The organism is Litchfieldella anticariensis FP35 = DSM 16096 (assembly GCF_000409775.1).
Lineage (GTDB): Bacteria > Pseudomonadota > Gammaproteobacteria > Pseudomonadales > Halomonadaceae > Litchfieldella > Litchfieldella anticariensis.
Map to the genome: position 1 here is coordinate 1,040,610 of NZ_KE332388.1, position 13,699 is coordinate 1,054,308.

At 59.1% G+C, this 13,699-nt stretch carries 13 protein-coding genes; 5 read left to right on the top strand and 8 right to left on the bottom strand.

All coding sequences use genetic code 11. The features are described 5' to 3' along the window. Nucleotides 1–45 precede the first annotated feature (45 nt). From xseA to hepT, 3 genes are all read left to right on the top strand, one after another. Nucleotides 46–1,401 (top strand): exodeoxyribonuclease VII large subunit, encoded by a 1,356-nt coding sequence (gene xseA / locus L861_RS11770; protein ID WP_016416191.1) that lies wholly within the window; start codon nucleotides 46–48, stop codon nucleotides 1,399–1,401. A gap of 106 nt (nucleotides 1,402–1,507) precedes the next feature. Then, nucleotides 1,508–1,906 (top strand): type VII toxin-antitoxin system MntA family adenylyltransferase antitoxin, encoded by a 399-nt coding sequence (gene mntA, locus L861_RS11775; RefSeq protein WP_016416192.1) that lies wholly within the window; start codon nucleotides 1,508–1,510, stop codon nucleotides 1,904–1,906. Then, a complete protein-coding gene (gene hepT / locus L861_RS11780) occupies nucleotides 1,899–2,342 on the top strand; it encodes a type VII toxin-antitoxin system HepT family RNase toxin (RefSeq protein WP_016416193.1) in 444 nt (147 codons plus the stop codon). The genes mntA and hepT overlap by 8 nt, the downstream gene beginning before the upstream one ends. Nucleotides 2,343–2,356: 14 nt before the next feature. Here hepT and L861_RS11785 read toward each other — a convergent pair whose 3' ends face one another. The 7 genes from L861_RS11785 to L861_RS11815 form a co-directional block, all read right to left on the bottom strand. After that, nucleotides 2,357–3,022, bottom strand: a complete 666-nt coding sequence (locus tag L861_RS11785; protein WP_016416194.1) for a TetR/AcrR family transcriptional regulator — start codon at nucleotides 3,020–3,022, stop codon at nucleotides 2,357–2,359. Between the two features lie 214 nt (nucleotides 3,023–3,236). After that, nucleotides 3,237–4,616: a two-component system response regulator GlrR gene (glrR, locus tag L861_RS11790; protein ID WP_016416195.1), complete on the bottom strand. Its 1,380-nt coding sequence runs from the start codon at nucleotides 4,614–4,616 to the stop codon at nucleotides 3,237–3,239. Nucleotides 4,617–4,635: 19 nt separating this feature from the next. Continuing rightward, the gene (locus tag L861_RS11795; protein WP_016416196.1) at nucleotides 4,636–5,169 is read right to left on the bottom strand and encodes a hypothetical protein; all 534 of its coding nucleotides are present in this window, start codon (nucleotides 5,167–5,169) and stop codon (nucleotides 4,636–4,638) included. A 6-nt stretch (nucleotides 5,170–5,175) separates the two neighbouring features. Next, nucleotides 5,176–6,714, bottom strand: coding sequence for a sensor histidine kinase (locus L861_RS11800; protein ID WP_016416197.1), 1,539 nt, complete (start codon nucleotides 6,712–6,714; stop codon nucleotides 5,176–5,178). Nucleotides 6,715–7,504: 790 nt separating this feature from the next. Then, nucleotides 7,505–8,818: an amino-acid N-acetyltransferase gene (argA, locus tag L861_RS11805; protein ID WP_016416199.1), complete on the bottom strand. Its 1,314-nt coding sequence runs from the start codon at nucleotides 8,816–8,818 to the stop codon at nucleotides 7,505–7,507. Between the two features lie 294 nt (nucleotides 8,819–9,112). Further along, nucleotides 9,113–10,378 (bottom strand): inorganic phosphate transporter, encoded by a 1,266-nt coding sequence (locus tag L861_RS11810; protein WP_016416200.1) that lies wholly within the window; start codon nucleotides 10,376–10,378, stop codon nucleotides 9,113–9,115. A gap of 71 nt (nucleotides 10,379–10,449) precedes the next feature. Beyond that, nucleotides 10,450–11,130: a TIGR00153 family protein gene (locus L861_RS11815; RefSeq protein ID WP_016416201.1), complete on the bottom strand. Its 681-nt coding sequence runs from the start codon at nucleotides 11,128–11,130 to the stop codon at nucleotides 10,450–10,452. Nucleotides 11,131–11,233: 103 nt separating this feature from the next. Between L861_RS11815 and L861_RS11820 the strand changes: the two genes are divergently transcribed. After that, on the top strand, nucleotides 11,234–12,109 hold the full coding sequence (locus L861_RS11820) for a CYTH domain-containing protein (protein WP_016416202.1): 876 nt from the start codon (nucleotides 11,234–11,236) through the stop codon (nucleotides 12,107–12,109). 29 nt (nucleotides 12,110–12,138) lie between these two features. After that, nucleotides 12,139–13,029 (top strand): ion transporter, encoded by an 891-nt coding sequence (locus L861_RS11825; RefSeq protein ID WP_016416203.1) that lies wholly within the window; start codon nucleotides 12,139–12,141, stop codon nucleotides 13,027–13,029. Nucleotides 13,030–13,034: 5 nt separating this feature from the next. On the opposite strand, the gene L861_RS11830 is transcribed toward L861_RS11825, so the two are convergent. Next, on the bottom strand, nucleotides 13,035–13,658 hold the full coding sequence (locus L861_RS11830; protein WP_016416204.1) for an L-threonylcarbamoyladenylate synthase: 624 nt from the start codon (nucleotides 13,656–13,658) through the stop codon (nucleotides 13,035–13,037). Nucleotides 13,659–13,699 lie beyond the last annotated feature (41 nt).

Consider the following 13,699-nt stretch of genomic DNA (forward strand, 5'->3'; position numbering starts at 1 on the left):
CAAGATGTTAGGCTAGGCGGCACCGTCACCAAGGATGCCTGGTCCATGCCCCAACCCGCCGAACCCGCCCTTTCCGTCAGCGAGCTCAACCGCCGCGCACGCCTGTTGCTAGAGCGCGACTTCGGTCAGTGCTGGGTAGAGGGAGAGCTGTCGGGGGTATCGCGGCCGGCCTCGGGGCATGTCTATTTCACCTTGAAGGACGACCGCGCCCAGTTGCGCTGTGCCTTGTTCCGCAATCGCGCGCGCTTCGTGGCCACGCCACTCAAGGATGGCGACCGGGTGCGGCTGCTCGGCAAGCTGTCGATCTTCGAGCCACGCGGCGATTACCAGTTGATCGTCGATGCGGTGCAACCGGCTGGCCAGGGCGATCTGTTGGTGGCCTTCGAGCAGCTCAAGCAGCGCCTCGCCGCCGAGGGGGTGTTCGCCAATGCCCGCCCCCTACCCTTTCCGCCGCGTCACCTGCTGGTGATGACCTCGCCCACGGGCGCGGCGATTCGCGATGTACTGGCGGTGCTCACGACGCGTTGGCCACTGTCCCAGGTCAGCGTGATACCGGTGCCGGTGCAGGGCCGCGAAGCAGCACCAGCGATGATTCGTGCCTTGGCACTGATCAATCGATTCTCTCAAGCAGATGGACGCTTCGATCCCGACCGCGATGTGCTGTTGATCACGCGGGGCGGTGGCAGCCTGGAAGACCTGTGGGCCTTCAACGACGAGCACCTGGCACGGGCGATCTTCCATTCTCGCTTGCCGGTGATGTCGGCGGTGGGCCATGAAGTGGACGTGACACTGGCCGATTTCGCCGCCGACGTGCGCGCCCCCACACCGTCGGCGGCAGCCGAACAACTGGTGCCCGACCAACGCGACCTAATGCACCGCCTGAGCCAGCTTGGGGCGCGCCTGCTGCGAGCCCAACGCGGTCGCCTCGATGTCGAGGCTCAACGTCTCGATCACCTTCGCGCACGGCTGCGACATCCCGGTGAGCGCCTGGTCCAGCAACGCCAGCATCTGAATCAGCTAGAAGGACGGTTACAGCGCGCCATGTACGCCAGCCTGGCGATGAATCGCCAGCGCCAGCAGCATGCCCGGGCTCGCCTGCGTGCCTTCGACCCTACCCAACAACTGCGTCAGGCTCAGCAGCGCCTGACCTTGGCCCAAGCCAGGCTTTACACCGCCATGCCGCGTCAGTTGGAGAACCACCGAGCACGACTTTCTTCCGTCGTGAGGGAACTGCAGGCAGTGAGTCCGCTAGCGGTACTGAGCCGTGGCTACTCCATCCTCGAGGATGACAAGGGACACGTCGTTCGCCGCGCCCAGGATACCCAGCCCGGCCAGGGGCTCACCGCCCGCCTCGGTGAAGGGCGCCTCAAGCTGGAAGTGAAGCGACGCTTTTCCCGTTGAATAGTTGCTCACCAGAGTTACCGTACGGTAATTCGAGGATGTCTTTCTTTCCCCTCGCGCACGGGGAGCGCCATAATGGCAAGTACCTCAGCATAAGAGCGCACTGATGCCGAAAGACCCCACTCTACAACGCCTCGTCGACCTGGCCAGGCAGCGCAACGACCTAGCCGCGTTGTGGTTGTATGGTTCACGTGCCAGAGAGAGCCACCATGCCGGAAGCGACTACGATTTGGCTGTCGTTTTTACCGACTGGCTGGAACCTGCACTTGATCGAAGGCTTCGCCCCGAATTATTAGCCCTGGAATGGCAGCAAGCGTTGGGATTGCCTGAAGGTCGGCTGAGTGTCGTCGATTTGGCCATTGCGCCCATTCCACTGGCCTGGACAGTGGTTAGCGAAGGCCGCCGGCTGCTGGATTTGCATCCACAACTACGCATGCAGCAGGAAACCCGTATCATGTCACGATGGGAACTGGACTATCTGCATCAACGGAAACGGCATGGCTGAAACACATCCCGGCACGGCTTACCTCGATGCTCTGGACAACCACTTGAACGAGTGCCAGACCGACATCGAAATCCTGCGCGACATTTTAAAGCAGCGCCCATGGTCACGCCTGGAACAGCATGCCGCGGAGAGAACGCTTCAAGTTCTTATCGAAAGCTGCATTGGAGTTGCCAAGCACTGGGCAAGACAGGAAACGGGCCATACCAGCAGCGAAGCCATGGCGGCTTTTCAGCGCTTGATGGATAAGGGGGTCATCGATGCGAATACGCCCTGGCGTAAGATCATCGGGCTTCGAAACGTGCTGGTGCACGATTACCTGGAGGTCGACAATGAAATCGTGCGTGACGTCATCGAGCAGGATCACTATCAGGAGCTGCTGAGTTTCGCACGTGACGCCATGCTTGCTCTACGTCAGTTGTCGTCGACACCACCATAAACCTGAAACTCCACCTATTTGTCGATATTTTCCCTTTCCTGGACGTTGCCTTCCGGCTCATAGCCATGTCGGGCGTGGAAGCGTCGCAGCTCACGTGGTGGCGGCGCCTGCCCGGTGAAGATCTCGACATAGGCGGGAATGCGCCGCATGCGAACTTCGAGAGCTTCCTGGGTCTTCATCGAGATATAGCCGATCTGGGTGAGGTAGATGGTGCGGCCTCGCACGTTGGCCGCCAGCGCTTCGTATCCGTGTTGCACGAACATCCGTGTCAGCGCCTCGATGCGCGCCTCGTCCGCGACATCGATCTCTCTGGACACCTCGCTCGACTGCAGCGCCCAGCTGCGCATCGCGAATTCCAACTGAGAATCGAACAGTTCGGAATTCAGCCAGCAGTCGAAGACGTTGAGAATCGCTTCGACGATGCTCTCGGCATAGGCTTCGGTCTGCTGCACCAAGCCTTGGGTATTCTTCTCGCGCCAACGTTCGATCAAGGCATCCAACAGCGCCTCGCGGTCCTTGAAGAACCAGTAGAAGCTGGTGCGTGACAGATTGAGTCGCTTGGCCAGCGGCAGAATCCGCACGCTGTCCACGCCAGACTCGAGCAGCAGCTCGAAGGCTGCATTGAGCCAAGCTTCGCGAGAGCCCTTCCATTTGGAGTTGTGATTATCGGCAGGTTGCATTGAGACGGTTTCTCTGGCCAGGGAATGCAGCGCGGCAGGGAAAGCGCTGGCTAAAGAACGCAGCGTACACTAGTGTACATTATATGTACACGAAAGCGAAAAGCCTTCATTCCATGCCCCTTCCATACCGCATCGACAGTGCAGTATCGGCCAGGGATACTCACACGCCGCGATCCACGACGCCTTGCAATTGGTAAGGGAGCTGTAAGCAGTCTTACGTCGAGAGGTTCACCGCCTGACCCATGGGGGCCTCGCCACCAGGCTTGAAGGCACTGGGTTCGAGCTCATGCCGGGCCAGCAACTTGTAGAAATCGGTACGATTGCGTCCGGCGATACGTGCCGCCTGCGTCACGTTGCCTTCGGTGATCTTGAGTACCTTGATCAGGTAGCTACGCTCGAAACTGGCGCGTGCCTCGTTGAACGACGGCAGTGCGTTCTCCTCGGCAGTCAGCGCCTGGGCGACCAATGCTTCGGGGATGATCGGTGAACTGGTCAGCGCCACACACTGCTCCACCACGTTGACCAGTTGGCGAACGTTGCCCGGCCACGCTGAGGAGGCCAGCAGATTGAGTGCTTCCGGGGAGAACCCCTTGACGAAGGGTTTGTGGCGCTCAGCTGCTTGACCGACCAAATACTTGGCCAGCAATGGCACATCCTCAGCGCGCTCCTTTAGTGCAGGCAACTTCAGATTGACCACATTGAGCCGGTAGTAGAGATCCTCGCGGAAATCGCCCTCACGCATGGCGCGGTCGAGGTCACGGTGGGTAGCCGAGATGATACGTACGTCGATGGGTACCGTGACGGTTGACCCCAACGGGCGAATCTGGCGTTCCTGAAGGGCACGCAACAGTTTGACCTGCAGGGTGAGTGGCATGTCGCCAATCTCATCGAGGAACAGACTGCCACCGTCGGCAGCCTGGAACAGCCCCTGGTGCTGACTGATTGCACCGGTGAAGGCACCCTTGGCATGACCGAACAGTTCGCTTTCGAGCAGTTGTTCCGGTAGGGCACCACAGTTGATGGCTACGAATGGCTTGGCAGCACGGGAACTGGCACTGTGGATGGCCTTGGCCAGAAGCTCCTTGCCCGATCCCGAGGGGCCGGTGACCAACACACTGACATCCGAGGCGGCGACCATGCGTGCCTGTTCGAGGATGCGTTCCATCTGAGGGCTGCGAGTGATGATGTTCGCACGCCAATCGCTGTCGGCATCCCCCGCCCCCGGCGCTTGGCTCATCGCTTCGTCGATCGCCTCGAACAATTCGTCGCGGTCGACCGGCTTGGTCAGGAAGCTGAAAACCCCCTGACGGGTCGCACTCACGGCATCGGGAATCGAACCATGGGCGGTGAGAATGATGACAGGAAGACCAGGGGCACGGCGCTGTATCTCTTGAAATAGCGCCATGCCATCCATTTCGTCCATGCGCAGGTCCGACAGAACCAAGTCGGGACGCACCTGTCCCAGGCATTCCAGTGCCTGGCGGCCACTCTCGGCGGTGGTGACGCGAAAGCCCCGGCTCTCCAGGCGCATGCCCAACAATTTCAACAGGCTGGCATCATCATCTACCAGCAGAATATGGGCGGCTTGCTTCACGTTCCAACTCCAACGTTGCTCAGGGTGATTGCTGGCGCAAATTGATACTTTGCTCAATGGCGGTCAATGCCTCGAGTTTGTCGGCCAGCTCCTTGTTTTCCGCGGCCAGTGCCTGGCGCTCCGCCTCGCTACCGGCGATCTTCTCGCCCATTGCCCGCCGGCCTTCCAGCTCATTGAGCCAGTAACTCAGCAAGGGCTGTAGGTCGCTGGGCGCCGTATGCAGATCGGCTCGCAGAATTTCCGCGGCCTGGTCCCACTGGCTTTCAGTGCCCCATGACAGCGCCACTGCCCGTGCCAAACGCGATCGACTGTCTTCGCGCTGAAGCCTCTCGAGCGTGCTTTCACGCCACTCTCGATCCCCACGCTGCGAAGCCAGACCAAAGTCCACCCAGGCATCGAGCAGGCAGTGGCTTTCCTTCAGGGTAGGTATGGCTTCATCACACGTCGTTTCTTCCCCCTCTTCTTGTCCTGCTGTATAGGGTGTCGGGGGAAACCCTTGACAGCCTGTCAGTAAAACCATCGCCAAAAGGCCCATCGGAATACGATAATGCATAGGGCATCAATTCCTTGCGTTGACGCTCTCGTCTATCGTTAGCGATAGCGTCTTATTCGTGTCATCTGCCTTGAGACGCGGCGGGTGCCAAGGAAGAGTCAAGCGGAAACATACCGGTAGGGGGTCGTCATCGACCAATTCCAGACGTCCATGTTGGGAACGCGCGCAATCGGCCGCCACCGATAATCCGATACCGGAACCCTTGAGAGGCCCACGGCGCTGAGCCCGCCCTTGATAGAAGGCTTCGAACAACCGTGGCCGGTCCTCCTGGCGAATTGGCTCTCCACTATTGGCTACCTCGAGTATCAACGAAGTGCCATAGCGTTGTCCGCGTATTTCCAGTTCTCCGCCATCTTCACCATAGGCAATGGCATTAGACAGTAGATTATCCAGAATGCGCCCGGTCGAGGTGCGGTCGGCTTGCCATTCCAGCGGCCCATCAAACCAGCTCACCCGCATCCCCTTGTGTTCAAGCGCCAACTGATGCTTGGCCAGCATCTCCTTGACCACCGTGGCGACATCAAAACGCTCCACCGCTACGCCACGCTGGTGCTGAAGTAAATTGTAGTCCAGCAACTGTTCGATCAGTCTTTGCAGTTCCTCTCCACTGGCATCGATCAGTTCGACGATCTCGTGCTGGTGTGTCGTCAGTTCGCCCGCCACTCCATCTTTCAACAAGGCTGTGCCTTCCCGCACACTGGCCAGCGGCGTTTTCAACTCATGTGACATGTGACGCAGGAATTGCTGTTTCTGCGCTTCGAGTTCGGACAAACGCGACGACAACCAGTCCAGACGATCCCCCAGGCTAACCAGTTCCGCTGGCCCCTGAATAAGCGGTTGGGATGTGGTTTTCGCTGCGCTACCCAAGCTCAGGATGCGATGTTCGAGCTGGCGGATGGGACGGATGATCAGCCAGGTGAAAAGCAGCATCAGCGCCAGACTGGCCGAGACCAGCGCCGCGGTCTGCAGCCACAAGCGGGTTTGCACCTCGCTGGCTCGTTCGCGAATACCGTCGATCCGAGTATCGATCTGACGATTGGTGGCCACTCGCATGGCATCGGTATGCGCGGAGAAGGCGGCGAAGATAGGCAACTGCGCGCGAAATTCCTCGAGTGGCAGCTCGGGCAGGGTCTTGAGTTCCTCGAGTTGCTCACTCAGCGCCAAGACATTGGGATCATCAGGCAGCAGAAGACGCTGCTGCGCCAAGAGTTCGCCGAACTCGTTGGCACGCTCCAAGTAGATGTCGAGCAAGTCTTCCTGCTCGACCACGGCATATTGCCGGGCGCTACGCTCCATCTCCAGCGCAAGGGAAGACAATGCGCGGGCGCGACGGGTTTCTTCCATCGCCTGCCGGGCACTGACATCGGCCAGGCGCGTCAACTCGGAGAGCGCCTGACCAGCCTGAAACATCAATACACCAAGCGGCAACATGACGACGATGAACGCCAACAACACCAGTTGCAGCAAGGATCGCGGGCGCCAGCGGCGCGAGACCTGAGTGGTCATGACCAGTGTTCTATGCAGTAGTGATAGGGGCAAAGTCATGCAATTTACCACTCAAGAATAACAGAGTTGTCTCTCATGCCCGAGTTTTTCCCTACAGCACAGCCACAAAATCGGCACCAAAAAAAGAGGGCCGGCATGGCCGGCCCAAGGTACGCAGGGAACTGAAGGGTAAGTGAATACCTAGAACTGTCTGCCTGACCAGACACTTATCGGCATTCGCTACGGGCCCGAGGCCCCGAAGCCATGTCCATGACGTCATGCCTGCCAGGGGCTGTCATCGACATGCGGGTAGCAAGCCACCCGGCTTCGTCCTGTGAAGCGTCGTCATGGATCAACGACGGCGCTTCCAAATTCGATCCCCCGAAGGGGAGAGGCATCCTTGCCAGGGCATCCTTGCCCTTTTGGTACACTTCCGTGCCTAGTTGGCGGTACCCGTCTCATCGCAACCTAAGTCACACATCGCGTGGAGCAGACGCGGATCGACTCGACTGGTCAGGTTACACAGGGTGGTGACCTTCCCTGTTGAGTCGACCTGAGAAGTGATTCGAGCCGTTATGAATCGCTTCCCGTTGCTCACCTTATGTATAGCGAAGCGCGTGCCACCTTTTTACTAAAATCATGAAAAACAATAGCTTATAAATTCACAAAATTGGCACGCGAGTAAAAAGGGGAGTTTTGGAGGGTTAAAACATCCTGTAAGAGAGGGGAAACGTCGCCAATCACCAACACACTTTTTGATTAAAAGAAAATAATCAATTAAATTAATAGGTTATTGCGTTGCTATTTGGCGACACCTTTGACTCAGGTGTATATCGTTGGCAACAGTGATCTATACCAACGACTTGATGAGAATCTTCGACTTGCGCGCATGATTGTAGGTATCGCGCTTGAGTGGCGGCAACGCCTCTATTTCAGCCGAGCGAAAACCATGCTCGAAGAACCAGTGAGTCGTATGAGTGGTCAGCACGAACAGACTGCTCAATCCCTGACGCCGGGCACGACGCTCGACTTCCGCCAGTAGCAGTTCGCCACGTGCACCACCCCGATAGTCACCGTGCACCGCAACACAGGCCAATTCGCCCATGGTGACATCGGTGAAGACATGCAGGGCCGCACAACCAATGACCATCCCATCGCGGTCGATCACCAGGTAGTCGTCGATTTCGTGTTCCAGGCGCTCGCGGGAACGCGCTACCAGCATGCCACGACGTTCCAAGGGCTCGAGCAATTCGAGCAAGCCGGCGATATCGCTGAGTTCCGCCGGGCGCAGTTGCTCGTAGCGATGCTGGGTGATCATGGTGCCCACCCCATCGCGAGTGAACAGCTCTCCCAGCAAGGCATCGTGGTCATGCCAGGTAATGAGATGGGTACGTGCCACACCGTGCCGGGCAGCTGCACAAGCGGCTCCGAGGTGGCGTGCCAGCTCGCTTCCCGGTGCTGCCTGGCGGCGCAGTGGCTCGGCCTCCGAGGGCGTGAGTTGACGTTGCAACGCCCCGCTTTCGTCATGCAAGCCATCGGCCTCGCCAAGCAGAATCAGTTTGTCGGCAGAAAGCGCCACCGCGGCCTGCTGTGCGACCTCGGAGGCATCGAGGTCGAACACCTCGCCAGTGCTGGAAAAGCCCAGCGGCGGCAACAGCACCAGAGAGCCCTGCTCCAGCAGCCCTTGAATGGCATTGGCCCGAACCCGGCGGACTTCGCCGCTATGATCGAAATCGATGCCTTGTCGCACACCCAGCGGCTTGGCCATCACCAGATTACCGGACACCGCTGTCAGTTCGACCCCATGCAGCGGGGTGTTGGGAAGCCCCAGTGATAGCCTCGCCTCCAGCCACAGGCGTTGCTCGGCGGCAATCCGCTCGACATGGCTCATGATGGCCGCATCGGCCACCCAGCGCCCGTCATGACGGGTGGGTTCGATGCCCGCAGCGGACAAGGCTTCGAGCACCTGCGGGCGAATACCGAACACCACCACCAGACGCACGCCAAGGGTGTGCAGCAACGCCAGATCCTGGATCAACTGCTCGCCTCGTCCCTGCGCCATGGCCTCCCCCTCGATCAGAATCACGAAGGTTCGCCCGCGGTGCGCATTGATGTAAGGCGATGAATTACGGAACCAGTCGACGAAAGGAAAGCGAGTTTTCAAGGGCCGCACTCCGGCAGCAGTGGTGAATGAAACGTAACGCCTATGTATCGGTAATGACTATAACAGAGGCTATAAAAAGGCGGCACCACTGTCGTGGTACCGCCTTTTCGAGCTTCGAGCTTCGAGCTTCGAGCTTCGAGCTTCGAGCTTCGAGCTTCGAGCTTCGAGCTTCGAGCTTCGAGCTTCGAGCTTCGAGCTTCGAGCTTCGAGCAGGATTGTCGCTGGTCTCAGCTCATTGGCAAGCTATCCGCCTAGCCCGTAGCCCGTAGCCCGTAGCCCGTAGCCCGTAGCCAATCAACCGAACATGCCTTTGAACATGAAAAAGAAAAGTATCGCCAACCCCGCACCGGCCGGGAGCGTGATCAGCCATGACATCACGATGGTACCGATCACACGCATGTTGAGTGCCGCCATACCGCGTGCCAGCCCCACGCCAAGCACCGCGCCGACCAGGGTATGGGTAGTGGAGATCGGCAGCCCAGTGCCCGAGGCCAGCACCACGGTGGTGGCGGCAGCCAGCGTTGCAGCGAAACCACGACTGGGTGTCAATTCGGTAATGCCGGTGCCCACGGTAGCGATGACCTTATGGCCATAAGTGACCAGGCCGACGACGATTCCACCACCACCCAGAACCAACACCCACCAGGGCACGAGTGCAGAAGTATCGACCAGGCCTTCGCTATAGACCACGCTGATGACCGCCGCCAGCGGCCCTACAGCGTTGGCGACATCGTTGGAGCCATGAGCGAAAGCCATGGCGCAGGCGGTGAACAGCATCAAGACACCGAAGACCCGCTCGACGCCACCAAAGCCGAAGGCATCGTCCTGGCGCTTCTCGGAGCTGATGCGTCTCTCGAGGAAACCTCCCAGCCCCATTATCAGGAGACCGAAGAGAATCGAGAGTAACGTGCTCTCACCAAAGCCCAGGTCGAAGCCAACGTGCTTGAGCCCCTTGTTCAGGGTCACCATGGCGACGATGAAACCGACCAGGAAGACATACATCGGCACATAGCGCTTTGCCGATGACACCGGATTACGACTCTCGAAAATCAAATGCTGCACCGACTTGAACAGCATGAAGGCAATGGAGCCGGCCATCAGCGGCGATACCACCCAACTGGCGGCAATCTGACCGACCTTGGCCCAACCCACGGCTTCCATACCCAGCCCCGCCATGGCAAAGCCGACAATGGCACCCACGATGGAATGGGTGGTCGATACCGGCCATCCACGCATGGAGGCAATCAGCAACCAGGTCGCGGCAGCCAGCAGCGAGGCCAGCATGCCATACACCAGCAACTGAGGGTCGCTCTCGAGCAGCTCGGGGTTGATGATCCCTTTGCGAATGGTCTCGGTCACCTGGCCACCGGCCAACCAGGCGCCCAGAAACTCGAAGATTACGGCGATGGCGATCGCCTGCTTGATGGTGATGGCCTTGGACCCCACCGAGGTGCCCATGGCGTTGGCCACGTCATTGGCCCCCACGCCCCAGGCCATGAAGAAACCGAAGGCACAAGCCAGGATGATGAATATGTCACCGTGTTGCGCAATGATCGACATAGGGTAAGGATCCTATGTGGGTGTCGGGTTGAAGGCAGAAAACAGTAGCCCGCTGGAGTCAGCGGGCTAGTTCATCGGGCGGTCAGGATCTGCAGGCGACTGCCCACACGCTCGGCACGGTCGGACAGTTCGCCGACCCAGTCGATGATCTTGTAGAGAAAGATCACGTCCACCGGCGGCAACTCACCCTCCAGTTCGAACAGTTGGCGGCGAATCGCCACCTGCTGATCGTCGGTCTGGTGCTCGAGCACATGCAGTTCCCGGATCAGGTTCTGCATCACATCGGAGACATTACGACCGAACCCGGATTCGAGCAGGTCCTTGAGTTCTTCCAGTGCCTTCCTGGCCTGGGCGACCGACGCCACCGCTGTGCGCAGGTAATCGCGCATGGGCTGCACCAGGGGCTCGGGCATTTGCATGCGTCGCCCAAGCATGATGCCGGTGATGTCGCGAACCTTGTTGGCAATCTTGTCCTGCACGCTGATCAGATCGAGCAGATCGGAGCGCGATACCGGCAGAAACAGAGTGCTGGGTAGGTTGAGGCGCAACTCGGTCTTAAGTTCATCGGCCTCGTGTTCGAGGCGGGTAATGGTCTCTCGATGGCGGGCTGCAGCCTCCCAATCGCCGGCGAGTGCAGCCTCATAGAAGGGCAGCAACTCATCGGCACACTCATTGGCCTTGACGATATGGGCCAGCAGTGGCTGGAATGGCGAGCGACCGAACATCGCCGAAAACGGATTGGTAGTTACCATAAGACGCTTATGTGCTTGGGAAATGGCGGCGCTTAGTATAGTGACTGAGTGCAGCGTCGTCATGGAAAATTCACCAAATCGTCATTAAAGAGGGTCATCACCCATGAGCCAGGAAATCGAACTCAAGCTTGCCCTGGCCGGAACCGTTACCACACGGTTGGCCGATCACCCGTTGCTGGTGGAGCGCACGCCGACCACCAGCATGCTGGGCAACACCTATTACGATACTCCAGAGGCAGATCTCGAACGGGCCCGGATGGCGTTACGTATTCGCCGCACGCCGGGCGCCCGAGTACAGACTCTGAAGACCAGCGGTCAGGGTCGTGGTGGGCTGTCGATCCGTGGTGAGTGGGAATGGCCCATCGACGGCGATGAACTCGATCTCAAGGGGTTGGCCGAATTGCCGCCCATGCAGGATATTCCTTCTGGGACACTGGTTCGCCTGGCACCACGCTTCGTTACCGATTTCCAGCGCCACACCTGGATGCTCGAGATGGCGGGCAGTCATGTCGAACTGGCCCTGGACCAAGGCGAGATTCGCGCCGGGGAGCGGCGCGCAGCAATCAACGAGTTGGAACTGGAGCTCAAGGAAGGGACCAACGACGCCTTGTGGCAACTGGCTGAGCGGCTTGCCGAATGGGTCCCTTTGCGGCCCGCCAATACCAGCAAGGCGGCTCGTGGCACGGCGCTGTTGGCAGGGCGTTGGCCCCTGGAGCGGCCAAGTTCCGTCACGGAGTATGTCGAATACGTCATCGCTGCCCTCGACGCCTACACCGACAGCAACGAGAACCATTTCAAGACCAAGGCATGTCAGGCTCTGACGGACTTGGCCTCCTTGAGCAATGACCAGATCTCCCCACACAGTCGCAACTTGGCTGAAAGCCTAGCAACCCAACTGGCGAAGGCCGACTGGTTGACCCTGACATTTGGCCAGGAATTCCTGGCCTTGATCCGGGCTACGACGAAGGACGCGGCATGACCCATCGATATCGAACTCAGGAAAATGACATGTCGTCACACTTGAAGCCTGCTAGAGAAGGTCTGCGAACCCGTATCTTCCAGGTCATCTTCGAGTCCGACACTCTGTTGGGCAAAGGCTTCGATGTTGCCCTTATCGTGGCGATCCTGGCCAGTGTCATCGTGGTGTTACTAGACAGCGTGGCCGCTTTTCGAACGCAATACGGAACCTGGTTCTATTGGCTGGAATGGGGCTTCACCCTGGCCTTCACGCTCGAGCTGGCCGTGCGCCTGTACTGCCTGGAGCGACCATTCTGGTACCTGAGGAGTTTCTACGGCATCGTCGACGTGATCGCCATTCTGCCCACCTGGCTAATGCTACTCATCCCTGGTGCGCAGTCGTTGGTGGTGGTACGCCTGCTGCGAGTATTGCGCATCTTTCGTGTACTACGCCTGATGCAGTTCGTCGGCGAAGGACGCCTGTTGCTCGATGCCCTCAAACGCAGCATGCGTCAGATCTTCCTGTTCTTCTTCAGCATTTTCATGCTGGTGACCATCTTTGCCTCGGTGATGTACCTGATCGAGTCACCAGAGGCTGGTTTTACCAGCATCCCGCAGTCCATCTACTGGGCCATCGTCAGCCTGACCACGGTAGGCTACGGCGATGTCGTCCCCGTCACGCCGCTGGGCCAGGCCATCACCGTGATACTGATGCTCATCGGCTATTCGATCATTGCCGTACCCACGGGGGTGTTCTCAGCGCAAGTGATCCGCTCGATCCGCGAGGAGCGCTACTCCGACGAGGCCTGCCCAGGATGCGGTCACGAGCACCATGAAAAACGCGCGAAATACTGCCTGCTGTGCGGTACCTGGCTTGACGAGGAAACCTCTGACCCTCGGGCATCCGAGATGGGTAGTGACGCCCCTGGCTCGACAAGCTAGTGCGATCAGGCCTGAAATGGCACCACGTCGCCTCGCCCTTCCCGCACGATGATCGGCGGCAGGTCACGCAGGTCGATGACGCTGGTGGGTTCCAGGTGGCAGGCACCACCATCGATGATCAGATCCAGGTGGGCGCCGAATCGGTGACGAATCTCCTCGGGGTCGGTCATCGGCAGTTCCTCGCCATTCGGGATCAAGGTCACGCTCATCAGCGGTTCGCCAAGTTCCTTGAGCAAGGCATGCGTAATGGGGTGATCCGGAACCCGTACGCCGATGGAACGGCGCTTGGGATGCAGCAACAAGCGCGGCACTTCGGTAGTGGCGTTGAGGATGAAGGTATAGGGGCCCGGCGTGTGAGTCTTCAGCAAGCGGAAGACGGCGTTGTCGACCTTGGCATAGGTACCGATCTCGGAAAGGTCCGAGCACACCAGCGTGAAGTTGTGACGGTCATCCAACGAGCGCAACCATTTGATCTTCTCGATCGCCTTCTTTTCCCCTAGATAGCAGCCCAAGGCGTAACCGGAATCGGTGGGATAGGCGATCACTCCCCCTTGGCGAATGATGGCAATGGCTTGGTCGATCAGGCGCTTCTGAGGATTTTCGGGGTGCATCTGGAAGAATTGCGTCATTGTCGGGTCTCTCCTTGGCGACTCTGAAACGGACAAAACGG